23 protein-coding genes are annotated in these 22,672 nt (G+C 47.6%); 4 read left to right on the forward strand and 19 right to left on the reverse strand.

Features of this window, described 5'->3' with window-relative positions:
• Window positions 1-290: 290 nt before the first annotated feature.
• Both trmD and K2Y22_14955 read right to left on the reverse strand, forming a co-directional pair.
• The gene (gene trmD, locus K2Y22_14950) at window positions 291-1,031 is read right to left on the reverse strand and encodes a tRNA (guanosine(37)-N1)-methyltransferase TrmD (GenBank protein MBX9879753.1); all 741 of its coding nucleotides are present in this window, start codon (window positions 1,029-1,031) and stop codon (window positions 291-293) included.
• Between the two features lie 111 nt (window positions 1,032-1,142).
• Complete coding sequence (locus K2Y22_14955) at window positions 1,143-1,541, reverse strand: HU family DNA-binding protein (GenBank protein MBX9879754.1); 399 nt, start codon at window positions 1,539-1,541, stop codon at window positions 1,143-1,145.
• A gap of 346 nt (window positions 1,542-1,887) precedes the next feature.
• Between K2Y22_14955 and K2Y22_14960 the strand changes: the two genes are divergently transcribed.
• Window positions 1,888-3,054 (forward strand): PQQ-binding-like beta-propeller repeat protein, encoded by a 1,167-nt coding sequence (locus K2Y22_14960; protein ID MBX9879755.1) that lies wholly within the window; start codon window positions 1,888-1,890, stop codon window positions 3,052-3,054.
• A 189-nt stretch (window positions 3,055-3,243) separates the two neighbouring features.
• Here the strand turns inward: K2Y22_14960 and K2Y22_14965 are convergent, their stop codons facing one another.
• From K2Y22_14965 to K2Y22_14990, 6 genes are all read right to left on the reverse strand, one after another.
• Window positions 3,244-3,984 carry a M23 family metallopeptidase gene (locus K2Y22_14965; GenBank protein MBX9879756.1) on the reverse strand — a complete coding sequence of 247 codons (741 nt, stop codon included), beginning with the start codon at window positions 3,982-3,984 and terminating at the stop codon, window positions 3,244-3,246.
• Window positions 3,985-4,013: 29 nt separating this feature from the next.
• Window positions 4,014-5,444, reverse strand: a complete 1,431-nt coding sequence (gene gatB / locus K2Y22_14970) for an Asp-tRNA(Asn)/Glu-tRNA(Gln) amidotransferase subunit GatB (protein MBX9879757.1) — start codon at window positions 5,442-5,444, stop codon at window positions 4,014-4,016.
• A gap of 60 nt (window positions 5,445-5,504) precedes the next feature.
• Window positions 5,505-6,743 (reverse strand): MlaD family protein, encoded by a 1,239-nt coding sequence (locus K2Y22_14975; GenBank protein MBX9879758.1) that lies wholly within the window; start codon window positions 6,741-6,743, stop codon window positions 5,505-5,507.
• A gap of 54 nt (window positions 6,744-6,797) precedes the next feature.
• On the reverse strand, window positions 6,798-7,502 hold the full coding sequence (locus K2Y22_14980) for an ATP-binding cassette domain-containing protein (protein ID MBX9879759.1): 705 nt from the start codon (window positions 7,500-7,502) through the stop codon (window positions 6,798-6,800).
• Window positions 7,503-7,567: 65 nt separating this feature from the next.
• A complete protein-coding gene (locus tag K2Y22_14985) occupies window positions 7,568-8,377 on the reverse strand; it encodes an ABC transporter permease (GenBank protein MBX9879760.1) in 810 nt (269 codons plus the stop codon).
• A gap of 4 nt (window positions 8,378-8,381) precedes the next feature.
• Window positions 8,382-9,188: an ABC transporter permease gene (locus tag K2Y22_14990; GenBank protein ID MBX9879761.1), complete on the reverse strand. Its 807-nt coding sequence runs from the start codon at window positions 9,186-9,188 to the stop codon at window positions 8,382-8,384.
• Between the two features lie 264 nt (window positions 9,189-9,452).
• Here K2Y22_14990 and K2Y22_14995 point away from each other — a divergent pair, with 264 nt between their 5' ends.
• Together K2Y22_14995 and K2Y22_15000 are read left to right on the forward strand one after the other, a co-directional pair.
• On the forward strand, window positions 9,453-10,097 hold the full coding sequence (locus tag K2Y22_14995) for a hypothetical protein (GenBank protein MBX9879762.1): 645 nt from the start codon (window positions 9,453-9,455) through the stop codon (window positions 10,095-10,097).
• An 8-nt stretch (window positions 10,098-10,105) separates the two neighbouring features.
• Entirely contained in the window at window positions 10,106-10,831 is a 726-nt protein-coding gene (locus K2Y22_15000) for a hypothetical protein (GenBank protein MBX9879763.1), read from the forward strand.
• Between the two features lie 144 nt (window positions 10,832-10,975).
• Here K2Y22_15000 and K2Y22_15005 read toward each other — a convergent pair whose 3' ends face one another.
• From K2Y22_15005 to prfB, 9 genes are all read right to left on the reverse strand, one after another.
• The gene (locus K2Y22_15005) at window positions 10,976-11,224 is read right to left on the reverse strand and encodes a hypothetical protein (protein ID MBX9879764.1); all 249 of its coding nucleotides are present in this window, start codon (window positions 11,222-11,224) and stop codon (window positions 10,976-10,978) included.
• Window positions 11,225-11,243: 19 nt separating this feature from the next.
• Entirely contained in the window at window positions 11,244-13,076 is a 1,833-nt protein-coding gene (locus tag K2Y22_15010; protein MBX9879765.1) for an AAA family ATPase, read from the reverse strand.
• 374 nt (window positions 13,077-13,450) lie between these two features.
• The gene (gene pth, locus K2Y22_15015) at window positions 13,451-14,056 is read right to left on the reverse strand and encodes an aminoacyl-tRNA hydrolase (protein ID MBX9879766.1); all 606 of its coding nucleotides are present in this window, start codon (window positions 14,054-14,056) and stop codon (window positions 13,451-13,453) included.
• 13 nt (window positions 14,057-14,069) lie between these two features.
• Window positions 14,070-14,567, reverse strand: a complete 498-nt coding sequence (locus tag K2Y22_15020; GenBank protein ID MBX9879767.1) for a hypothetical protein — start codon at window positions 14,565-14,567, stop codon at window positions 14,070-14,072.
• 22 nt (window positions 14,568-14,589) lie between these two features.
• A complete protein-coding gene (locus tag K2Y22_15025) occupies window positions 14,590-14,886 on the reverse strand; it encodes a hypothetical protein (protein MBX9879768.1) in 297 nt (98 codons plus the stop codon).
• Window positions 14,887-14,890: 4 nt separating this feature from the next.
• Window positions 14,891-15,238: a hypothetical protein gene (locus tag K2Y22_15030; protein ID MBX9879769.1), complete on the reverse strand. Its 348-nt coding sequence runs from the start codon at window positions 15,236-15,238 to the stop codon at window positions 14,891-14,893.
• A 67-nt stretch (window positions 15,239-15,305) separates the two neighbouring features.
• Window positions 15,306-15,731, reverse strand: a complete 426-nt coding sequence (locus K2Y22_15035) for a hypothetical protein (GenBank protein MBX9879770.1) — start codon at window positions 15,729-15,731, stop codon at window positions 15,306-15,308.
• Window positions 15,715-16,830 carry a S41 family peptidase gene (locus K2Y22_15040; GenBank protein ID MBX9879771.1) on the reverse strand — a complete coding sequence of 372 codons (1,116 nt, stop codon included), beginning with the start codon at window positions 16,828-16,830 and terminating at the stop codon, window positions 15,715-15,717. Before K2Y22_15040 ends, K2Y22_15035 begins: the two co-directional genes overlap by 17 nt.
• A 280-nt stretch (window positions 16,831-17,110) precedes the next feature.
• Window positions 17,111-18,175, reverse strand: a complete 1,065-nt coding sequence (gene prfB / locus K2Y22_15045; GenBank protein MBX9879772.1) for a peptide chain release factor 2 — start codon at window positions 18,173-18,175, stop codon at window positions 17,111-17,113.
• A 135-nt stretch (window positions 18,176-18,310) separates the two neighbouring features.
• Here prfB and K2Y22_15050 point away from each other — a divergent pair, with 135 nt between their 5' ends.
• Entirely contained in the window at window positions 18,311-19,465 is a 1,155-nt protein-coding gene (locus K2Y22_15050) for an FAD-binding oxidoreductase (protein ID MBX9879773.1), read from the forward strand.
• Here the strand turns inward: K2Y22_15050 and K2Y22_15055 are convergent.
• The gene (locus K2Y22_15055) at window positions 19,458-19,934 is read right to left on the reverse strand and encodes a hypothetical protein (GenBank protein MBX9879774.1); all 477 of its coding nucleotides are present in this window, start codon (window positions 19,932-19,934) and stop codon (window positions 19,458-19,460) included. The two genes, K2Y22_15050 and K2Y22_15055, sit on opposite strands and share 8 nt — an antisense overlap.
• 86 nt (window positions 19,935-20,020) lie before the next feature.
• Window positions 20,021-22,663, reverse strand: coding sequence for an insulinase family protein (locus K2Y22_15060; GenBank protein MBX9879775.1), 2,643 nt, complete (start codon window positions 22,661-22,663; stop codon window positions 20,021-20,023).
• Window positions 22,664-22,672 lie beyond the last annotated feature (9 nt).

A 22,672-nucleotide genomic window follows, 5' to 3' on the forward strand; every position in this document is an offset into this window, starting at 1 on the left:
GCAAAGACGGTGCTAGGCGAAGTTCAGCAGGAACAACGCTATTGGATTGCAGTACGATTTAGCACGCGCGCATTGCATGCACTGAAAAAAGTCTGTAAGCCGCGGGAAATACTGGGTTTTTCTTGTTGCTTGGAATTTCTCTTTAAAAGACAAATTTATATAGACAAAGAGACTCTACCACTTTGCAAGATGGCAAAATCAATAGATGTGAGCAGGTATTTAGAGAAGAAGCAACAGCGAGAGTGCAAGATTGCGATGAGCAATCTGGAACAAAGCGTGGGTTGCGCGAGCTAGCGAAGGTCGAGCTTGCGAGAACGGAGCATATCTAGATATTCTTTGTCTTCTTTAGAAAGATTAGCGCCAGTTAGTAAATCTGGACGACGCTCGAATGTTCGCTTTAACGCTTGCTGCCTACGCCATTTATCTACGAGTTTATGATTACCGGAGCGTAATATTTCCGGTACTTCCATGCCTCGGAAAATTGCCGGCTTCGTATATTGCGGTCCTTCAAGCAAACTTTCCACAAATGATTCATGTGCCAGTGAAATTGATTTGCCGATTACTCCCGGCACAAGACGACTAACAGCATCGATTACGGCGTTAGCAGGTAATTCGCCGCCCGTCATAACAAAATCACCGATTGAAACTTCGTGGGTGGCGAGTGTTCTTATGCGTTCATCAAAACCTTCGTAGTGGCCGCAGAGCAAAGTTATTGCTTTGTGCGTTGATAATTCTTCGGCAAAATCTTGTTTGAATGGTTTTCCTTGCGGGCTCATCAGCAGAACAGGAGTCGATGTATCGCGTGGTATAGATTCAAAGGCGGCAAAGAAAGGCTCCGGCAATAAAACCATGCCTGCGCCGCCGCCATAAGGCGTATCGTCGACTTTTTTGTAGTTATCGGTGACGAAGTCGCGGGGATTATAGGTATCGACTTTTATCTTCTCGGCTTTGATCCCGCGCCCGACAATGCTTGTCGAGCAATAGTTGCGGATTATCTCGGGAAAGAGAGTGACGACGTGAAAATTCAACATAACCCGACTATTGAACCATAAAAAAAGGTCGACCCGTGAGAGTCGACCTTTTTGTGAATTTGGAATGTAGAAGTATTACCTAACCTAATCCAACCTAATTCCGGTAGAGATTTATCTTCTCTTGCCTTTCTTAGCGGACTTTTTAGCTGGCTTAGCAGCTTTCTTAACGGTCTTAGCAGCTTTGGCTGGTTTAGCAGCTTTTGGCTTAGCGATGCTCAAAGCTGGTTGCTTTGCGCGGCCGTTGATGATGTCCTTCAGTTCTTTACCAGCGCGGAAAGCCGGAACTTTGGCTGCAGCGATTTTCAATGGAGCCAATGTTCTTGGGTTGCGGCCGGTACGGGCCTTACGATTACGACGCTCAAATGTGCCGAAGCCGACCAAGGTAACCTTGTCGCCTTTGGCCAAAGAGCCAGTGATGCAATATACGAGTGCCGAAAGTGTTTTGCTAACTTCGGTCTTTGGTTGATGTGTAGCAGAAGCTACGCTTTCAACGAGCTCAGCTCGGTTCATGCAATTCCCTCCTTGTGGAAATATGCTCATTCCAACTCACAGCGGGTGATGATAGCACCCTCAATTTGAATAAACAAGCCAATTTCGAAAAAATCTCTTTTGTGCATCGCATCGAAATACCGATGGCCGCTTCATTTCAGCAAGTGCGATTTTTGCGCGTTTATTGAAGTGCTGATTATCAGCGCGTCTTGAAATGTAGGGCAGCACAGCGTTTCGGGGAATGTAGATACCAAGGGGCTTTCAATAAAATCTGCGTTTTACTCCTTCACTAATATGCACTATTCATGCGGCATACCGTATAATTCATCCTCATAAAACTCGTAACACTTTCTAGACGAGAGAAGAAATGATCAACAAAAAAGTCTTTGTCGCGTTATCTGTAGTGCTGGGAATCTGTGCAGCAACTGCTGTTCGAAGTGAACAAGCTCCGACTGCTGTGGCACCTACAATGACCGTTCAGCCATCTGCAAAAGACTCCGAATGGATGATGTTCCACAATAACTTGGGACGCACAGGCGCTGTAATGCCGGGCAATGTCTACAATTCAAACGGCACATTGCGCTGGTTGTTTCCGGGTGAAGGAATCATCGATTCGTCGCCCTGTATTGCTAAAGGCGTCGTATATGTAGGCTGCGATGACGGATATCTCTATGCTGTCGATGAACGCATGGGTAAGATGATCTGGCGCACAAAGTTGGCGGGCAAGCTTAAATCATCGCCTCTTGTTGCAGACGGCGCTGTTTATGTTGGCTCCGAAGACTCTAAAGTCTATGCACTTTCTGCAAAGACAGGCGAAATTTTGTGGACTTGTTCGACTGGACAAAATGTCACTTCCTCGCCGTTGCTCTATAACGGATATATATATGTAGGCAGCTGGGACGGTAATGTATACGCCATAGATGCCAAGTCAGGGCAGGTTTCCTGGAAATTTCAGGGAGACGGAAGAATTACCTCTTCACCTGCATGTGGGAACGACACGATATTTGTTACTTCACACGGCGGGTATTTGTACGCGCTTAATCCGACAAACGGAAACTTGAAGTGGAAGTATCAGACACGCGGCAAGATTTTTTCATCGCCGATGGTTCTTGATGGAACAGTCTACTTCGGTAGTTGGGATAAAACCTTCTATGCTCTCAATGCTGCAACCGGCGCTACGAAATGGAAGCTCACCATGAATGAGTCATTCAGCATTTCGCCAGCTGGTGTAGGAAACAGGCTTTTTGTCGGCAACGATGATTTGAAAATGTATTGCCTAGATACAGCCAACGGTAGAATGCTTTGGAAGACATTGCTCAATAGTCCTGTTCCATTGCTGTCGTCGTCACCGGCAATTGCTGGAGACATGATGTTTGTCGGAAGTTCAGACGGCAATGTCTATGCGATCAATATACGCAACGGCGCTATTAAGTGGAAATACAAAACACAACGTCCAATCGTGAGTTCACCCGCTGTAACGCCAAACGGCGTCTGCGTAGGCAGCCAGGATGGAAATTTGTATTTATTGAACTGACAGAGTGTGCGCTAGCGCACACTCTGTCATCTCGAGCGAGCAATGAGACGACCCTGTGGGTCGTCGAGTGTGAGTCGAGAGATCTGCGACATGTATACGATGAGGCCCTTGATCAAGAGCCGCTGCGATAAGCTGTAGCAGATCTCTCCACTGCGGCTGCTGCGCAGCCTTCGGTCGAGATGACTAACCTTACAATGCATCAAACCCGGGCGGGGCGGCTTCTGCTTCGCCTTCGGGGAGATCGTCTTTGTCCGTGTGCGTCGGCACCGCTTTCGGTGGTGCTTTCTTAAATGCTTCGATATTACGAGCCGCTGCCATCTGCACGCCGGCTGTCCTCATCGCTTTTACGTAATCAGGCACTTCTTTAAGAAAGGCCATCGGGTCAACATACTGGCGGTCAGGCCACAGAAGCACTGTGTAGTGAACATGGACGCCGGTTGATCTCCCTGTAGAGCCAGCGTAGCCTACAACCGTGCCGCGGCGAATCCACTGATTTGGCAGAACGAAATACGCATTCATGTGGCCCGTAATCGTGCTCAAGTTAAAAGCCGGATGATAGACCTCAACGGCAACACCAAGATTGCCGCGCCAACCAACGCGGGTTACGATTCCATCGAGTAGACAATAGACTTTGTCATTGAGTTTTGCGCTGAGGTCAACGCCGCTGTGAAAAGAACCGTGCTGTCCTGTCACTGGGTGCGTTCGATAACCGGCATTAGATGTAACAAGTCCCATTCCCACAGGTGAGTACGCCAAATCGTCGCGCAAAGGTGCCCACATCAGCCACGGGCGATAATACGGATCGCTAATAGCTGGACGAGCTGGTGCCGTTGGCTTAGCCACCGGCTTGCTCCAGGCGAGTGACTGGGTTGCAGCTGCAAACAATGCGGCAATAACCAGGAGTTTAACGGATCTAGATGGACGCGTCATTTTTCAAACTTACCACGAATTGAAACTCGCTACTTCAACATTTCATCGAGCAATTTGTTGACTATTTGTGGATTGGCTTTGCCTTTCGTAGCTTTCATTGCCTCACCAAAGAAATACTGACGCAATTTGGTCTTACCACTTCGGAATTCTTCCAGTTGTCCCGGATTGTCATTGATGATTTTGGCGACTGTGTCTTTCAAACCGGCTTCATCACTAATTTGCGCGAGACCTTTTTCTTTAATGACGTCTTCAACGTTGCCTGCTTTCGCAAGAATTTCTGCAAGCACTTGTTTGGCTGTCGTTGAACTTAAAACACCCTTGCCGATTGCATCCACCAAATCACGCACATTTTCCGGTGTCATTGGTGTTTCATTGATGTCTAGCTTGTTCTCTTTTAAATGAGCTGTTACCGGGCCTATTAACCAGTTGGCTGCTTGTTTTGCAGGCGTGCCAAGCTTCAAAACAACATCGAAGAAATCGCTTAGTTCTTTGGAGTCAACTAAAACTATGGCATCGTCTAGAGAGAGTTGTGATTGCTCGACATAACGAGTACGTCTTGCTTCAGGCAATTCCGGTAATGTCTTTCTGATTTCTTCAACCCAGGCGCGATCAATTGCAAGTGGCACCAGATCCGGCTCCGGGAAATATCTGTAATCATGCGCTTCTTCTTTTGAGCGCATAGGGAATGTTGTCCCAGTTGATTCATTCCACAGTCGTGTCTCTTGTACAACACGTTCGCCTTTATCTAATAATTCACTTTGGCGCTCAATCTCTGATTGAATTGCTCTTTGCACAGCGCGGAAGCTGTTCATGTTTTTGATTTCAGCCTTGGTGCCGAATTCTTTTTGTCCGACTGGACGAATGGATACGTTGGCGTCGCAACGGAAGCTTCCTTCTTCTAGGTTGCCGTCGCAAATGTCGATGTAGCGCACAATAGTGCGTAGCTCTTCTAGATATGCGCGCGCTTCTTCCGGTGAGCGCATGTCAGGTTCGCTGACAATTTCTAAAAGCGCAATCCCACAGCGATTGTAATCAGCCAAGCTGTAGTCGGATCCATGCAAGCCGGCCGCGCCTGCGTGTACTAATTTGCCGGCGTCTTCTTCCAGGTGCGCTCGGTGAATGCGCAGTTTTTTACCATTGATAGTTAGATGACCGCCAAGACAAACAGGTTGATCGAATTGTGATATTTGATAGTCTTTAGGCAAGTCTGGATAGAAGTAATTTTTGCGATCGAATTTGCTTGTTTCGGATATTTCGCAATTCAAAGCGAGTCCAGTTCTAATGGCGAACTCCACTGCACGCTTGTTTAAAACAGGTAATACACCGGGCATGCCTAAACAAACAGGACACACGTGATCATTTGGATTGCCGCCGAAGTCGGTGGGGCAACCGCAAAAGATTTTTGACTTTGTCTTGAGTTGTGCGTGCACCTCAAGACCAATTACTGCTTCGTATTTCACTTCTAGCCTTTCTCTTCAAATTTCGGGCGCATGCAATGCGCCCCTACAAAGGACAACGAGTTAGTGGGCTGGTTTCAGATCCACGCCTGCTTGTTGTTCGATTTCATCTGGTGGAAGTTTTCCCGGGCGACCAATCATCATGTGGAAAAGCGGTGCGCGCTTGCCCAGTATTTGATTGAGTTGACGTGCAGCGATATCCACGTTGTTTGCGGCCGACTTCATTTTCGCCATTGTTTGTGTGAGATCAGACTTGAAGTTTGCATCCTTCATCATTTCGTCAGCCTTGGTCATCGCATCTTTGGCTGATGCAACGGCTTCTTTGATGTCTGAGCGCAAGCCTTGATCGTTAGCAACCTTGTCTACGATTTGCATCGATCTGCTGATGTTTTGTGTTGAATCATTGATTTTTTGCAGCATCGTCAAGATATCGCCACGAATTTGTTGATCACCTAGAGTGGTGTTTAGCTCGTGAACTGTGGCAGAAACAGTGTTGGCTGTTTCGCGAGCCATTTGCACAGTTTCTTTTAAATCAGATGAGAGTGCAGGCGAATCCAACAATTTGTTGACTTTGCCTGTGGCACCCCGCATATCGCTAGACAGCAAAGAGATGTTGTCCAGGGTGCTGCTGCCGTGCGCAAAAAATTGGCTCGCAGATGAAGCAACTGTGCCAATTTTTCTCGATGTGTCATTAACTGAATCAGCAACGGTGGCAAATCTGTCCATGTTCTTGTTCAGTTTTACAGAAGCATCAGTCAAGTTCTCCATTGCTTCGCCGGATTTTTCCAGCGCGCGCTCGAAGCTCTTGCCGCTCTTGCCTGTGGTTATGGTGTTAGCCACCTTTTGAATTTTGGAAGCCACATCGTTGACGATCATCTCAACACGGACAGGATCTTGTCCTAGCACTATCGCGCCCTCGGCAATAGCTACTGGTTCCGGCTCACCAGGCTTTCTGTCGGGCATGGTTATTTCGATGTACTTGGCGCCGACTAGTCCAAGGGTTTGGATGGTGAATGTCGACCCGACAGGCACCTTTACGTTTTCCGCGGTGATTTTCAGATATGTGTTGACTTCTGATTGTCGGACTAGCTTGATGTCCTCAACCACGCCGACGCGTACGCCGTTGATGTTAACCGTGGCATTCTTATTTAAGCCGGCAACGTCATGGAAGCGGGCAATAAAGCGTTGTGGCGGATGTAGCAGGGAAGCGCTTTTTAGCCAACCCCATCCCCAGATTAATAGTCCAAGTGCCACTAATGTGAACAGCCCGACCCTGATTTCGTAATTTGCTTTAGTTGCCATTTATCCTTCTCACCTTTTCTGTCTACTGGCTTCCGTTGTTCGTTCAAGTCGTCCTTAAACCTTACCGGCTAACATCGGTCCTTCCCGAGTTGCTTTTGCAAACTGGATGATATACGGGTTGGTTGAATTCAGGGCCTCGTGAGGCTTACCTTCCCAGACTACCACGCCTTGATTCAATAGGATTGCCCTGTGTGCCGTTCTTGTCCATGTGGAAAACTGGTGGGTCACCACAATGCCGGCTGCATGCAGCTGCTTTTCCAGCTCAATCATATAGTCTTCAATGACGGTCGACATTACAGGATCCAGACCCGTGGTCGGTTCATCATAGAGGATAATTTGCGGATCATTGACGATGGCTCTGGCAAAACTAGTCCTCTTTTGTTGTCCACCGGATAGCTGGGTGGGGAAGGAGTCAATATAATCGGCCAAACCGACTAACGTTAAATCCTCCAAAATTGCTTTATCCTGTTCCCGTTTTGGCAGCTTGCGTTCTCTTAGAGCCAGTGCCAGGTTTTCCCGAACAGTGAGCGAGTTTAAAAGAGCCGATCCTTGGAAAACCAAGCCGATCTGCTCTGAATTAAGGGTGATTGTGCCTGCATCCGGCTCGAGTAAGCCCGTGATTAGTTTGAGCAAAGTTGATTTGCCGCAACCCGAAGGACCAATAATAGCGAGCATCTCGCCGGGGAAAACTTCAAAGCTGATGCCTTTTAAAACTTCTCGCCCGTTGAAGGATTTGCGCAATCCTTCGACCTTAATCATCGGCTCGGAAGCCTTTGAAAATGACGGTAACGAACTAGGTGGTATAGGTTGGCTTGTCATTGTTTTTAGCGAGGACCTTCATAGGTAAGATCAGTAACGATGTAATTGACGATAAACATAACTGTCATAGACCAGACAACAGACCGCGTAACGGCATTACCAACATCAGCGGCACCACCTCTGGTGTTTAGTCCGATGGCGCACGAGTAGAAGATAACGATGGCTGCATTGATAAACGCCTTTAGAAAGTGCACGAAGAAATCTTGGTCAATCACCATTGCCTTCGCTGAGTCAAGAAATACGCCGAACGAAACGTCAGCGTAAACGAGCGCAATAACCATGCCGGCAAAAATACCAATGAACATTGCGTAAATAGAAAGCACGGGCATCATCATCATGGCGCCAACGAATCTTGGCACGACAAGAAATTTTATTGGATCTATTCGCATTACTTTCAGCGCATCTATTTGCTCCGAAACATTCATCGTTGTCAGTTCGGCTGCGATGGATGAACCAACTCGTCCGGCAACAATGATGGCTGCTGTAATTGGACCAATCTGTCTAATGAGCGCCAGTGAAACAACGCCGCCAATGGCCGATTCGCCGCCAAATTGCACAAGCTGAATAGCAATTTGCAATGACATGGCAAGACCGGTAAATAGTGCCGTTAAGCTGACAATAAGAAATGATTTGACGCCAATGAAGTACGCTTGGCGAATTGATTCTTGCCAATCGATTTGCAATCGCACCAAGTAATAAAAAGTTTTGGCAATGACGATGCCGACTTGTCCGGCTAGACGAACGCCAATACTAACCCAATCTTCAACTAGAAGATAAGGACTTGCTGCAAGTTTTTTTGCATCTGATGCTTGCATTGTTTTAACTCGCGTGCATGGGGCTAAGAGCGGTAATAATGTAATTAACAATGAAAATAATGGTCATCGTCCAAACAACGGCACGAGTGGTGGCGTGACCAACATCTTCAGCACCGCCCCTTGCGCTCAGACCAATTGAGCAAGAAAAGAAGATGATGATAGTGGCAAACACCACTGATTTGACTATGTGTGTAATGAAATCAGTGCCGACCACTGTTTGTTTGACGGAGTCTAAAAATGTTTCCGGAGGGATATTTGCTTTTACTTGTGCAATGAAAATAGCGCCGCCCAATCCGAGAAACATTGAATAAATGGAAAGTGCAGGCATCATTACCAGTGCCGCAAGAAATCTTGGAACAACAAGAAACTGTACGGGGTCAACGCGCATGATTTTCAAAGCATCGATTTGCTCTGATACCACCATGCTGGACAATTCCGCTGCCATCGCTGAACCTACTCGACCGGCGACCATAACGCCGGCAGTAATTGGTCCTATTTCGCGAATAAGTGCGAGCGCCACAACACCGCCAACAGCAGTGTCGGCTCCAAAAGCTGCCAACTCTTTGGAAATTTGCAGAGACATGGCAAAACCGGTAAACAAACCGGTAACGCCGACCACATAAAGCGAACCCAATCCAATCATATTAGCTTGGCGGAAAGCTTCAGGCAGACTAAGTTCGCCACGAAAGATATAGCGCATTGTCTGCAAGAACATTATTGTGGCTTGTCCCACAAGTTCTAAAACAATGCCAAAGTATTTGTCGAGCAACGCAAGAGGGTTGGCGACAGTAATGCCGTTAGGTCTATCCATGGGGATATTCATCGCCATCATTGTATTGCTTGTTGGAAAAATTTTCCCCTGGCTGCCAAGGTGTGGTAGTAAAGAGGTTTGGCACCTCAGTGGGGAAAACCGCCCGGTCAAACCCGCAAACTACCGCCAGATTGGACTTTTTGAAACTTGGCATGGTGGTTTTCCCAGTGACTTTTCCCTACCTGAAGCTTAGACTCAATCACCTTGGACTAAGTTCCAAATGACGTCTTTGGCTAGGCGTTGGCAAACAAAGGGCGACTCTGAATGAAATCAATGTACGTACGGGATGTTTATAGCGAAAGCGCAATACGCGAAAGCGGATTTGACTCCCGTACAAGTCGCACCCTTTCCAAGGAAGCCTCTGAATTGGATGAAGAGGCGCGCAAGTATCTCGAGCCCACATTGAACTCTCAAGATAAGCTGGCAATGACCGCCGCTGCCTTTATCGCCGGGTCGCCCCTGGGTTTCCTTGGCCTCGGCATGACCTTTTTCTTCTGTGATGAAATGGACAATCGCAGGCGCGAAGAATATATGCGCAACATGTCGTTTAACGATCACCAACAATTTGCTTTTAATGCAATTGCTTTTAGAGCGGCATTGGCGGATGCCAAAGCAAAAGCCAGTGCGATCCCGATTGAATTAACAGGCGCCGATCGTTTGGTCAGTATTAAACCAAGAAAACTGACATTGGTAAAAGACAACGTCGTAAATATCGACACTCGCCGCGGCAATCGCCCATATTTTGCACCGAGCAAAAATTTGCGGGAAGCGAATAAGCTAATTAAGCGCAAAGAATTTTTGGCTGATCAAATTAAGCGTTTGAGCCAAACACAAAACTATCACGCTGTTTGCCGTCTGGCATCCGAAGTTGAATTGCTGGATAAGGCCATTAAGCGTCTGGGCTACTAGGTGTTGCCTTGAGAGAATTTAACGAGTCAGCATCTCATAAAAGAACAGTTGCCGACGGATTCGTTCGCGAAATTTTCAGTCAGGTGGATGAATACAAGGAAATTTCCCGCGGCAAGAGCTGTCATTCAGGTGCTGGAAAAGACTGTACAGAGACATTGAAAAACGTCTTTGACCGTTATGCTCCGGCTCCGGATTCGGAATGCAAAAAGGTTGTAGTGGATAAGCAGCAATTCTTGGACGACTTGAAAAAGGAAAGCGCTACATTTGCAGCAAAGCTAACACCTCTGCTTAGTTGGGTGGACAAAATCACAGTTGATGGCGATGTTATTGACTTGCACTTTGATTGCAAGCGAGAGAAAGATAAGCCGCAATGGTTGAGAGAAGGTACACTGGCGGCCGACATTTCTACTCACGGACTTTTCATTCCGGAACACTTACGCTGTCAATTTGTAACTGTAGACGGAAAGACGCACTTAACCGGTCTTAAGGGATTGGAGATACCGGTGACTGTAGCTGATGTACCAATAAACATCGACAAGATTGCTCTACGTAGTGCTCGTATATCTGTTGTCGGCGATCGTCTCTGCTTTGAAATTTTAGCTAAAAATCCCGCGCCTTTCTTAGGCAAATTCCTACCTAAGCATAGACAAAGGCCGGATCCCATACCGTCCGTTGTGTACGTAGACGACGAAGGCAATCTAGAAATGCGCGAGACCTGGCGCAAGCCGGAGTAGTAGTATCATTGTCATGCTCGTTTGTAGGGGCGCATTGCATGCGCCCTTGTTCGGAATGTCAACGCAAGTTGGTTATGCTACATTGGATAGTAAGAGGTTGGAAAAAGAGAAGGGTTTACATCGTAAATCCTTCTCGATGACGGACTAGGATTTGTCGCGATATCTTTCCAGTCGCTCGCTTTCAATTTGAGCGTAGTTATCTATGGCATGCTGGTACTTTTGTTCCAGCTTGTCTTGAAGTCCGGCTTCTTCGATTACTTGGTGCATTATTTCGAGGTTGTGCCATACATGCACTTCAGTTGCGTCCATTTTCGATCGGTTAACAGCTAGTTGGAAATCGGCGTGTTTGCGATTGAAGAGTTGAAACCAGTTTGATCTTCCTAAAATTGGCATAGTTATATCCTCTTGTGACTTACGGTTTGGTCTTCGATGAAGCGGCAAATTCGAAAAGCTCTTGCAGTTTGGAATTATCGAATTGGGCGTATCTGAAAAGGAAGTAAGGCACGTTCCCGCCGCCCTTGTAGGCGTCGCGATATTGTTTGCAGTGTGCCATTCCCTCTTCGAAGATCTCCCGCGCTTTCTCACGTTGTCCCGAGCATGTATAGGTAATTCCAAGATTCCCATAAATCGTGGGCAGCTCTGTAAGCTCGTTGATGTTATCCGCAGTTGTTGCCTGTCGACGTTCGCTGAGTGCTCTTATGTATGAGGCTATTTCCTGCCGCTGATCTCCTTTTTTGGCATAATACAGTGCCAATCGATTGTAGAGTTGGGCAAGTCTCAGGCTGTGAGTGCCGTTGGTTGATTGCAAAATCGCAATTGCTGCTTGCAAATTTGATATTGCTAGATCAATTAAGTTTGCGTTGTGGTCTTTTGTTGCTTGTTCCCACAGCTTTCGAGCTTCGATCACTTCCTTCGTCTCTTGTGGTTGTGACTGAGTGACCGGATTGGTCTGAGTTGCCGCATTTGTGTTGCCGGAAATAGTGAATGACAGGCGATCGCCTTCCTTGTGGGTGACTGAAACTGTCTGTCCGCAACCGATTGCATTGTTGATGATGCCGGTGCCTAAGGGCGCGCTTAGGTGTTTGTTAAGCACGCGCTTAAGATTGGACACGTTGCCCTTGCTCTTAAGAGCTTCGCTGAGTACAAACTCTCTTGCGCTTGCATCTATTTCAAGATCGAATTTCCTTTCGCCCAAACTGCTGTGCAAATGTTTTTCCAGATCGGTAATTTCCACATCGACAATTTTTCTCATGCTTTCGCGTGTGAGGTGAGAGAAAACCACCAGCGCGTCGATTCGATTGCGAAACTCCGGAAGGAACCGTTCTTTCATGCATTTATCGATTAGAGAGCCGATTTTGGACTCGTTCAAGACCTCTGGTTCTGTTGCACCTAGTCCTATAGGTCTAGACATTTCCTTTTCAACACGATCCATGCCTAGGTTGCTGGTCATGATGAATATGCATTGACCGTAGTCCACCTTTTGGTTGTTGCCCATGGTGGCATTTGCAACGTCCAGAATAGACAAGAAGAGCTGAAAGAACTCGGTGCAGGCTTTCTCTATCTCGTCAATCAGCACAATCGTCACATTGGCACTTGATCCCTTTCGTGAAGTGATGAGGTTGTGGGATGAAAGCAATGCTGATGTATCCATCACGCCTTCCGGTATTTTTTCGTTGGGTTTTTGATAACCTACCCATTGAGCGGAGGCGCCGACAAGCTTTGTAAGGTTTGCCTTATCGATGTAGTCGCCGCCGTCAACTTTTATGTAGGCATCTCGTCGCCCATGAAAATACTCGGCTAATCTCTGGGCACAAAGAGTTTTTCCAACACGCGACGGGCCGGCGAACATCAATGTGCAAATTGGCTTATTGAGATCGCGAATCGGATTGAGATGTGCTCTGTAGGCGCCTACAAGTGCTTCAATTGCCTTGGGTTGGCCGATAATTCGCTCGCTGAGCCATTCTGCGAATTGTGTTTCTTTTTCGCTTGGTTGGTATAGGTCGACCTCTCTAGGCTCACAAATTTGTGGCAGCGGAGGAGGAGTTATCACAGCAGCCGAATCAATAGTTGTCAACTCGCTTATTTCTGGAGCTGTTACGGCAATTTCCGCAGGTACGTCCGGTTCAGCCTCTGCAGTGCTGTCTCCGTTGGGATTTGGACTTGGCGGTGGAGCCGTTGTAGCTTCTATTTTCTCGGCGCTCTTAGTTGTCCTCTTTTTGAGGAGCATTCTGATTAACTGGAGCATAGTAGTCACCTGTCTTAATCGTTGAATTACTTTGAAAACAAGCGGCGAAGCACTTTGCCTCGCCGCTTGTTGTGGTTGCGTTGGATTGAGGGATTGCTTCTACGTCAGGTCGGAAGCCGGTAAAGGACTACCGAGAACTTCGTCTGTAAAAGTATCTTCCTCTACAAGGATTTCGCGCGTGCATGTTTGGCAGCGCCCCATGGCTTTACTACAGGTGCTACAGAGTTGCTGTGACCCTTTAGTGCAGGCATGAGTGCATTGTCCTGCATTGCTCGATTGAGAATCGCATGTGCAATTCTTGTGTGAGCAAGGCGGACACGACATAGTGTCGGGTTTTGATTTGCAATTTTTGCAATTCATAAACGCGTACTCCTTCATTGGTTGTTGGTCTTGTTTGCCGCACGTTCGACGCCTTCGCTCACCCACAACTTGATTGCTGTGGCAGCCGAGTTGCAAGCTTGCATCATGATGTCCAAATCATTGCCTTCAATTTCGGTGAGAGCAAATGTTTTGAAGTCACGATTGGCGGGTGGCGGACCGACTGGAATGCGCAGTCTCGCAAAACGAGCATTGTCTAGGCATTCCGATACCGATGCGACTCCATTGTGGTGGAGTCTACTTTTCTTGTAGACGAGATTCACTCTCGTGCCGGACATCTCGATTTCGTCGTAAGCGACTATCAAGTTGTCCGGTGTTGGATTGATGTTGTAATGGTTGATCACGGCTTTGACAGGAATACCGGATGAATTCATTCCGGCAATTCCTGAATTTGGCTTGACCAACAAAACGGGAACAGCATCAATATGCACAGCCGCTAATTCTGCTTGCAACAGTTCGCAAGCGAAAAACTGTGTGTCCAATGACAAAGCCACTTTCTCAATTGCAAAGAAGCCTGCATTGTGTCTGGTGTACTCGTACTGTTGTCCGAAGTTTCCCAAACCCGCTACTACTTTGGCGGGTTTGAATTCTAGAATGTTCATCTGGGCCTCCGCGCTATTTTGATTGGATGGGCATAATTGGAATGACTGCTACGTTCTCGTTGTTTTCTTTGTTGAATGCTTCGATGCGAGGAATGGCATTTATTGTTTCTCTCACGTCAATGCAAACGATAGCCGTTGCTTGCTTGAGCAATTCAATTTGATGCGGCAATATGCTTCGCACTTGCAGCACGCCGGGAATTGCGTACAAATCGACAAATCGCTTGTCAGTGAGTGGGTTGTGAATTGATGAATTCATTTCTTCACGGTTGTTTCTGAAATGCGCAATTGCATCCTTTGACATGAGAGCTGTTAGCTGCTCCTCGACATCGTCAAAGTGAGCGCCAATCAAATTACGGAAGGATTCCGGATAAAGCTGAATGCCAGACCAGAGATCGCCAACCGTGTCGAAGTTTAGCGCTTCAATTGAGTCGACTATTTCGCTGCCGACAAAGTGCGTGATGCGAGGATCTGCAAGTGGGGTCATCGCATCAAGGGTGTTCAATTCGTTCATGGTCGTGATCTCCGGTAGAGTGTTATTTGTTTTGCTCTTTTTGCAGGCGAGCCTTGATGCTGGGATAGATCATCGCGGCGATAAGTCCGGTGGCGGCAATGTGCGCCAGCACAATTGCCCCAATAACTTCTGGTGAGAAGCTATAGACTAGCGGCAATTCTCTCTTGATGCCGAAAAAGAGCGCGATGGCAATTGGCATGGTGAGGATGAGAAGTTTGTGTCTGCCGAGCTTGAGCCAGAGCGGGACGCCGATCAACAGTGTGCCAATGAAGGCGAATGTGATGCTTGCGAAGTCAATTAGGAGTGTAGGTATATCCATGTGCTTATTCTCCGCGTTGTGAAAGCAATTCTTTTTCGAGGTCTTTGCGTGCTTTGTCTTTAACCCATTTGGCAATGATTGAGCACACGATTGTTCCTCCACAAACGTGGAGAATGAAGAAGCCGGGAAATACTTGTGCATCAAAGACGCTTACGAGATTGACGCCAGGTAGAAGTATTGCCATTGAAGCTAGTGTTGCTGTGGTTAGTACAGGAATGGCATATTCGCCGAGTTTGCTCCAGGCAAATACACCAACTCTCAGAACTGCAACGAATGCAACAGTCAAAGCCGCGAAGCCGGCAACATAGGGAGCGGCTTCGACAGCTGACTTAATGAGTATTGATGGATCCATATTTTTTCTCCGAGATTTGTTATGTCGTTGTGTGTGACTTAGTCCAACTGGACTAACATGTGGCTCCTCAGCCTTTCTTTTGTGGTTTCCAGGCTGGCTTCAGGGCATCGCGTTTGCGTTGGATGTGCTGGATGTATGCCTCAAGTGAACGCCAGGCAATGCCCACTGTTAGAGCCTCGGCACTGGCTACTTCCAGGAATGTCAGATCGGGAACGAATGCGAGCATGCTGAAATTGAGCACAACAGCACCAATGCCATATGCCACAACAATCATCGGCGCGAAAGCATCGAAGCTTTGCAGTCCAAATCTGACAATATTTTTGCCGACTGCTTTTAGATTGAAGTCGGCGGCTTTGGCGTTTTTCGCGCAGTCCAACAGCAACTCAATTCCATAACTGAGAACACGTGCAACTGCTCGCAAGGCATGCACGCCGATAAAAATTGCGGATGCCAGATAAGTGACATCCGCGAGAGTTCTAATAGAGTCGAACATAGGGTGAACCTCCGTAAGGTTTCTTTGGTTGATCGGATTTGGCAGGCGGAGGCATGGGAGCCTCTGCTTGCAGGAGAGATCTGGTCAGCGCTTTGACAGCCGCATCTAATTGATAGTCGACCGAACTTCCTGCCGGTTGATCGATGACGACGTCGGGGAGAATGCCGACGCCATCGGTATCGAGTCCGCCGGGAAAAAGCTTTTCGTGCGTGATCTGCAACGATCGCCCGTTGCTGCTCAAGTGCGTAAGCCTATTGCCGGTACCTTTACCGTAGGTGCGTGTGCCTACTAGAATTACAGCGCGTCTTGATTGCTTGAGTGCACCGGTGAGCAATTCTGCCGCACTGGCTGTTTGGCGATCAACAAGCACTACGACAGGAACACTCGGTGATACCACCAATTGCGTGCGAGTGGCGTACTCCGTAACCGGATTGCTGCCTGTGGTGACTGTTACCCATTGGGTTTTTGTCAGACTACGTCTGGTTTCTTCGATTTGATCACCTACTCTTGCTTTGGCTACATAGATAAGTCCTTCGGGAATTAGTGTTGCCGCCACATTGAGTGCAGGAGTCACCAGTCCGCCTGTGTTGCCGCGGAGATCGAGAATAATTGCTTGTGCCTTGCTGCAATGTGCAATTGCTATTTGTGTTTCCCGGTCTACTGTTTTAGGCAAGAAGGACGGGATTTTTACAAGCGCAATGTTGTTTTTCAGCATGGTTGTTCTGACTGTATCGTGAGCTTCCATCCAGATTGTTTGTCTGCTGGTATCTGCTTGAGAAAGAAACATGTCATGCTTTCTTCTTAGGCTTTGCATCATATTCTTGATGGCGGCTTCAGTTGCTTGTCTGGATTGATAGATAGAAGGACTGACGTTGCTGGGGTTCCAGCGATCGTTCCATTGGCGCCTGACAGCGGGATCGACGAGATCCAGGTGCGTACTTGTTATGAAGTCGTATACTTCGGTGTACGCGCCGCGACCGTCGTATATAGCCGCAATTATTGGGATGCGTTTGTCGCCGGATTGATACGGTGAAGCTTGCGCTTGTATTGAGACCGCAAGCAATGCGGTAAGGGAAAGTACGGAAAGAGTCTTTTTCATGATGAACCTCGCTTTTGTCACGTTGGTTCGTCTTTGTCATGCGCTTTTCCCTTTGTCATTTCGACCGAAGCGCTGAAGGCGCGCAGTGGAGAAATCTTGTGGCTACTTGATGTTCAAGTCGTTAACTCACGAGATCTCTCCACTCACTTCGTTCGGTCGAGATGACAATAAAGATAGGCTCAGAATGACAAAGGGGTGGGTTGTGACAAAGGGAATGTAGGGAAGCTGAAACAAAAACGACGAGTCACAGACTCGTCGTTAAAAAGTCAAAGTAGTGCGTCTAGTTGGAGGAGGCGGTGCGGGATTCCGCTAGCGCTTTGTGTCTGAGGTACGCTTCGATGAAATCATCTAGCGCGCCGTCAAGCACTCCTTCCACATTGGAAGTCTCAACTTTAGTGCGTACGTCTTTGACGAGGCGATCATCGAGAACATACGAGCGAATAGCATTGCCGAATGTAGCGGAAACATTTTCACCGCGCAATCGGGCTAATTCATCTTCGCGTTCTGCTTGTTTGATCGCTAGTAATTTTGAACGTAAAAGCTCCATTGCTAGAGCCTTGTTCTGTAGTTGGCTGCGTTCTTGCTGGCATTTGACAGCAATGCCGGTTGGTTTGTGAACGATGCGCACAGCCGTTTCAACTTTGTTGACGTTTTGTCCGCCGGCTCCGCCTGAACGCATGGTGTCTATTTCAATATCATCGTCTTTTATCTCGACGAGGTTATCAATGTCGTTCATTAATGGGCTAACTTCAAGAGCAGCGAAGCTTGTTTGTCTTGAATCGTTGCCTTGCTTGAAAGGAGATTTGCGCACAAGCCGGTGCACGCCTTTCTCGCACGTAAGATAGCCGAATGCGAAGGGCCCATCGACTCTAAATGTAACACTCTTGAGTCCTGCTTCTTCACCGGCGGATTGATCTAAAACTTCTGTCTTAAACCCTTTGCGTTGGCACCAGCGCAAATACATTCTGAGCATCATCTCTGCCCAGTCTTGTGCATCGGTGCCACCAGCTCCGGCATTGATCGTCACAATTGCCGACGAGTCGTCGTATTCGCCGGACAAAAGTCTTGTTAGTTCGAATTTTTCCAGGTCTTTGTTGAGCGCGTCGATGCCGGATTCAATTTCCTTGGCTACGCTTTCGTCTTTTTCTTCCAGCCCGATTTGTAATAGCACAGACAAATCACTCTGGAGGCGGTGCCAAGTCTCGTATTGTTCGACAGATGCCTTAAGCCGGCTCATTTTCTGTGTAACAGTTTGAGCGCGCTTCTGGTCTTCCCAAAATCCTGGTTCTAAAGTCTCGTTTTCGAGATGTTTGAGTTCTGAACTTAACCTATTCGGGTCAAAGATAGTCCCTGACTTTCGTCAGGCGCTCCTCGAGTGCTTCAATCTCTCGTTTAAGTTCGGACAGCATCATCTTGCAAATCTCTAATTGACAACGGCAATTATTATACCGTGAATTATGGGGATCGCTATAATACCGTTATGACTATTTCAATTTGGCAAGATGAGTTAAACAAACCCAGAGAAAAGTATGATGTCGTCATTGTGGGCAGCGGCATCATGGGAGCAGGATGCGCATATTGGTTGTCCAAGCGTGGTTTGCGAGTGTGCATCGTTGAATCGCAGCATATGGCCTCAGGTGCGTCAGGGCGCAATGCCGGATTTTTATTGCGCGGCATTCATTCTTACTACAACGAGGCCGTCAAGCAATATGGGCGAGACACTGCCTCGATGCTGTTTCGCTTTACTGAAGAAAACGTCAGGCTAATAGGTGAATTAGCCAAGCGAATAAGTCAAGATTTTAACTATGAACCATCAGGATCATATCTGCTGGCTTGCTCGCTTGAGGAATTGCACGATTTAGAAGAATCCCATCAACTGATGGTCGAAGACGGGTTTGATGTTGAGTATCTTAAACAAGATCCACTAGACCGTAGCTATTACGGTGCTCTGTACAACGCCTGTGATGGTGGGGTGAATCCTGTTAAGTTGGTCAAGGCATTGATTGCCGAAAGTGGAGTGCAGCTTTATGACGAAGAGGCGGTAATGTCCATTCGTCAAGACAAGCAACTGCAGGTGATGACTGCCAATCGCATCATTGATTGCGACAAAGTGTTGTTAGCAACGAATGCTTATTCACAACTTCTTGAGCCTTGGTTCAAAGATCGGGTGCAACCAATTAAGGGACAAATACTAGTCACGCAGCCTCTGCGCAAGCGCATTCTTGAAAAAGTCTGTTATGCCAATTATGGTTGGGAGTACTTCCGCCAATTGCCAGATAACAGATTTCTTTTAGGTGGATGCCGTCAGTGCTTCCAGGATACGGAAGTGGGTTATGCAGATTGCACATCGCCACAAGTGCAGGACTCTTTAGAATCCTACATCAAAGATCGCTTCCCGGAAGCTGCCGGCGTTCCAATTGATTATCGTTGGTCAGGCATTATGGCGTTTACTGAAGACGGCTTGCCTTTAGTCGGCGAGCTCGAGCGATTGCCAAATGTCTATTTTGCCGTCGGATGTAACGGACACGGATTTAGCTACGGACTCAACTTGTCGAAACTGCTGGTCGAAGTAGCAGTTGCTGGTAAAGACGCCGGGATCTTCTCAAGCCGGCGCCTTTTTCAGATTGCTAACTAGCTTCCTTTTCGTGGTTTGCGCGCAGAAACTCTTTGTATAGGTCGATAATGACCGCGGCTAACCGAAAGATGCCCCTTCCTATTAGTCTGCCGATGATTTTCGCAAATATTTCGGCAGCTAAATCACGTCGGCCTCGCGCAACATAAACTCTTGTGGATAGAGCAAGGATTAGTTCGTAGTTATATGTCTTCGGTGTGTCGATTTCTTTGGCGAGCTTAAGTGCTCTATTGAAGTAGTAGAGCGAACGGCCGTTGCGTCCACGCGCGAAATAGATCAAGCCGAGTTGCTCGAAGGACTTCATCAGGTATTCTTTGGCTAGTTTCCGATCTGGTTCGGTCTTCAGTGAACGCATCACGCTGTTGATGAGCTTTTCAGCTGTTTTAAGATCGCGATGTTTCTTGCGTGCTTGAATGGCTCGACTCAATTTTTCGTCTCGAGTCATTGGTGTTCGTCGATGTTTGTTTTGCATAGGGAATCCTTAGGGTGATGATGTGTATTTGTAGACATGACAAAGAAGCGCCCTTGGGAGAGCGCTTCTTTGATTGTCTGAGTTGCTTATCGGTTCAGTAGTGTGCCTGCCACGACGGTGACGGCATGATCCAGCGTGAAGTACTTCCTAATAGCTGCATTGACTTCTTCAAGAGTCACAGCCATTAGCCTTTCGGCGAAAGTGTCAATGGCTCCCGCTCCAAGACCAAGCGCCTCGTAAGATGCGACTCTACTTGCCAAATCGGCCGTGTTGTCGAGACTGATGTAGTGGTAGCCCACCAATCGGCTTTTCTCGTCATCAAGCTCCTCTTGTGTCATGCCATGCTCGACATAATCTCGCGTGACCTGATGAACAAGTTCAAGAGCCTTCTCGAGATTTTCCGGATTGACGGTCAACTCAATCGACCAAGGTGCAAAGCCGAATGAAAGATCTTCAAACTTGCTCCTGACGCCGTAGGTAAGTCCTTCTTGTACACGAATGACTTTGCCAAGCCGTGAATCGATAGTGTTTCCACCAAGACAAGAGTTGGCTATCCAGGCGGCAGGATAGTCCGCGTCAGTCAACTTCAAGCTTGCCGGTAGTCCACAGACTATGGACACGCTAGTCTTGTCTTTGACGAATACTTCTTTGCGCGTGGCCTTATCGGGCAGCGGTACAGCTTCGACAGCAATACTTTTAGCTTCCGGACCCGACCATTGACCGAAGTATTTTTCCATCAAAGTGACAGCTTCATCAGTCGTGATGTCGCCAACAATAGAAATGATAGTGGATTTCGGGCTGTAGTGAGCCTTGTAAAATTCAACAAGATCATCTCTGGTTAATGACGAAAGCTCTGACAGGTTTTCCTCTACGTCGTGCTGGTAGTAGGGTTGTTTGCTGTCGTAAAGCAACTGACACAATGCTGTTTCCGCAAGTGAATCCTCATCTGTGCGCGTGTTCTCAATCTCGCCCTTGGTTTGTTCACAAAGCTTCTTCAACTCGGCTTCGTCGAAGGTGGGTTTTGTAACTACTTTGCTAAAGAGCGAAAGGAACTTCGGCAGATCTTCTTTAACGACCTTGGCGCCGCCGCCATAAATGCCGCTGAAAAAGGTGCCTGCTGCAAAATCGAATTCAGCTATGCCCAGCTTTTCTAAAGCGGTAGCAAGTTGATTTTTGTCCAATCCTTGCGAGCCATAGATGAGCATATTCGCAACCATCGAAGGTGCATAGCCATTACCTTCGTCGACAAAATAATTGCCGCCGTTGAGGAATTTTGCTGCAACTGAGACTAATCCGGTGCCGTGTTTGGGCAGCACAACAAGATTTAGACCATTGGATAATGTCGCGCGTTGAAGCCCTTTTGTAAGTTCAGGGGTCTCATCGTCATCATCCGGTGGGCTTGGTTGCTCAGGCTCTTCGTCTTCTTCATCTTTGGGAATGAAGTAGCCGACTGTGCGATTGTCTTGCTTGAAGTACTTTTGTGCGACCGACATGATCTGCTCTTTGGTTACTTTATTGATTTGATCGGAGAAAGTATCAAACCATTCAAAGCCCACAGCACTCATATCCTCAGTTAATGGCCACATCAGTTTGCTTGGATCGTCAGCCATCTGAATAAGATGCTTGTTGATACTCTTTTTGGTATCAGCGAGCTTGCCTTTTTCTATGGGCTCGCTCTTAAGCTTATCTAGTTGAGAGAGGATGACTTGTTCCACGGCTTCAGGATTTTGCCCTGGAGCAACAGTCGCGACGATTTCAAACAGCGAAGGGTCGCGGTTCTGATTGCCTACACAGTCTGCTTCGATGGCCATGTTGGTGTCGATAAGTGTTTTGTACAAAACACCGGACTTTGTCGCCGATGAGCCGAGAATTTGCGCCAGTACTGCCAATGGATAGGTGTCTTCATGTCGAGCTTCCGGAATATGGTAGACGATATGAACTATTGAGGAGTCTCCGGCGCGCTTAACAAGGACGCGCTTTTCGCCTTGCTGTTCTGGCTCTACCGAAATCATTGGCGGAATCGGCTTGGCAGGTATGGGTGAAAAGAACTTCGATATCCAAGTCAATGCTTCCAGTGGGTTGAATTTCCCGATTACTTGAACAGCTGCATTGTTGGGTGCGTAAAACGTATTGTAGAAATGCATGAGCTGAGCTACGGTTACGTTTTCGACTTCTTCCAATGTCCCAATTGTCGAAGTTTTATACGGGTGTGACGTGAAGGCTGCGGCCCAAACAGCTTTTGACAATGCTTCCCGAGGATTATTCTCGCCAATTTCGAATTCATTGCGAACCACCGTCATTTCAGAGTCACGATCTTCTTGAGTGAACTCGAGATACTGCATGCGATCCGCTTCAATCTCAAGAAGTAGTTTGAGATACTTCGAGCGTGCGCGAGTGTAATAGTGCGTTCTGTCCAACCAGGTGGTGGCGTTGTTGCTGGCGCCTATCTTCTTGTGCACCGTTTCAATATCATTGCCGTTGCGCGGATTGAATTTTCTCGAGCCCTTAAACATCAGGTGCTCTAAGAAGTGCGTCGCTCCAAATGGCGGCTCGTTGCGTGAACCAACCCAGTAGGGTACGTTCACGACGACGGTGCTCGAACTTTCAATTGGACAAAGAATTACCGGCATGCCGTTGGACACCAATCGGTAAACGTTGCCATGTTTTCCTTCGTATTCTGAGCGATAGCCGAGAAGGCTCATTGCGTATGCTGGAATGTTGATTTTCATAAAAACTTA

It is taken from the genome of Candidatus Obscuribacterales bacterium, from assembly GCA_019744775.1.
Taxonomy (GTDB): Bacteria; Cyanobacteriota; Vampirovibrionia; order Obscuribacterales; family Obscuribacteraceae; genus SBAT01.

What these genes read in the sequence shown, in the direction of transcription:
- trmD (MBX9879753.1), bottom strand. Translation starts at nt 1,031, where the DNA reads ATGTTGAATTTTCACGTCGTCACTCTCTTTCCCGAGATAATCCGCAAC.
- K2Y22_14955 (MBX9879754.1), bottom strand. Translation starts at nt 1,541, where the DNA reads ATGAACCGAGCTGAGCTCGTTGAAAGCGTAGCTTCTGCTACACATCAA.
- K2Y22_14960 (MBX9879755.1), top strand. Translation starts at nt 1,888, where the DNA reads ATGATCAACAAAAAAGTCTTTGTCGCGTTATCTGTAGTGCTGGGAATC.
- K2Y22_14965 (MBX9879756.1), bottom strand. Translation starts at nt 3,984, where the DNA reads ATGACGCGTCCATCTAGATCCGTTAAACTCCTGGTTATTGCCGCATTG.
- K2Y22_14975 (MBX9879758.1), bottom strand. Translation starts at nt 6,743, where the DNA reads ATGGCAACTAAAGCAAATTACGAAATCAGGGTCGGGCTGTTCACATTA.
- K2Y22_14980 (MBX9879759.1), bottom strand. Translation starts at nt 7,502, where the DNA reads ATGATTAAGGTCGAAGGATTGCGCAAATCCTTCAACGGGCGAGAAGTT.
- K2Y22_14985 (MBX9879760.1), bottom strand. Translation starts at nt 8,377, where the DNA reads ATGCAAGCATCAGATGCAAAAAAACTTGCAGCAAGTCCTTATCTTCTA.
- K2Y22_14990 (MBX9879761.1), bottom strand. Translation starts at nt 9,188, where the DNA reads ATGGATAGACCTAACGGCATTACTGTCGCCAACCCTCTTGCGTTGCTC.
- K2Y22_14995 (MBX9879762.1), top strand. Translation starts at nt 9,453, where the DNA reads ATGAAATCAATGTACGTACGGGATGTTTATAGCGAAAGCGCAATACGC.
- K2Y22_15005 (MBX9879764.1), bottom strand. Translation starts at nt 11,224, where the DNA reads ATGCCAATTTTAGGAAGATCAAACTGGTTTCAACTCTTCAATCGCAAA.
- K2Y22_15010 (MBX9879765.1), bottom strand. Translation starts at nt 13,076, where the DNA reads ATGCTCCAGTTAATCAGAATGCTCCTCAAAAAGAGGACAACTAAGAGC.
- pth (MBX9879766.1), bottom strand. Translation starts at nt 14,056, where the DNA reads ATGAACATTCTAGAATTCAAACCCGCCAAAGTAGTAGCGGGTTTGGGA.
- K2Y22_15020 (MBX9879767.1), bottom strand. Translation starts at nt 14,567, where the DNA reads ATGAACGAATTGAACACCCTTGATGCGATGACCCCACTTGCAGATCCT.
- K2Y22_15025 (MBX9879768.1), bottom strand. Translation starts at nt 14,886, where the DNA reads ATGGATATACCTACACTCCTAATTGACTTCGCAAGCATCACATTCGCC.
- K2Y22_15030 (MBX9879769.1), bottom strand. Translation starts at nt 15,238, where the DNA reads ATGGATCCATCAATACTCATTAAGTCAGCTGTCGAAGCCGCTCCCTAT.
- K2Y22_15035 (MBX9879770.1), bottom strand. Translation starts at nt 15,731, where the DNA reads ATGTTCGACTCTATTAGAACTCTCGCGGATGTCACTTATCTGGCATCC.
- K2Y22_15040 (MBX9879771.1), bottom strand. Translation starts at nt 16,830, where the DNA reads ATGAAAAAGACTCTTTCCGTACTTTCCCTTACCGCATTGCTTGCGGTC.
- K2Y22_15050 (MBX9879773.1), top strand. Translation starts at nt 18,311, where the DNA reads ATGACTATTTCAATTTGGCAAGATGAGTTAAACAAACCCAGAGAAAAG.
- K2Y22_15055 (MBX9879774.1), bottom strand. Translation starts at nt 19,934, where the DNA reads ATGCAAAACAAACATCGACGAACACCAATGACTCGAGACGAAAAATTG.
- K2Y22_15060 (MBX9879775.1), bottom strand. Translation starts at nt 22,663, where the DNA reads ATGAAAATCAACATTCCAGCATACGCAATGAGCCTTCTCGGCTATCGC.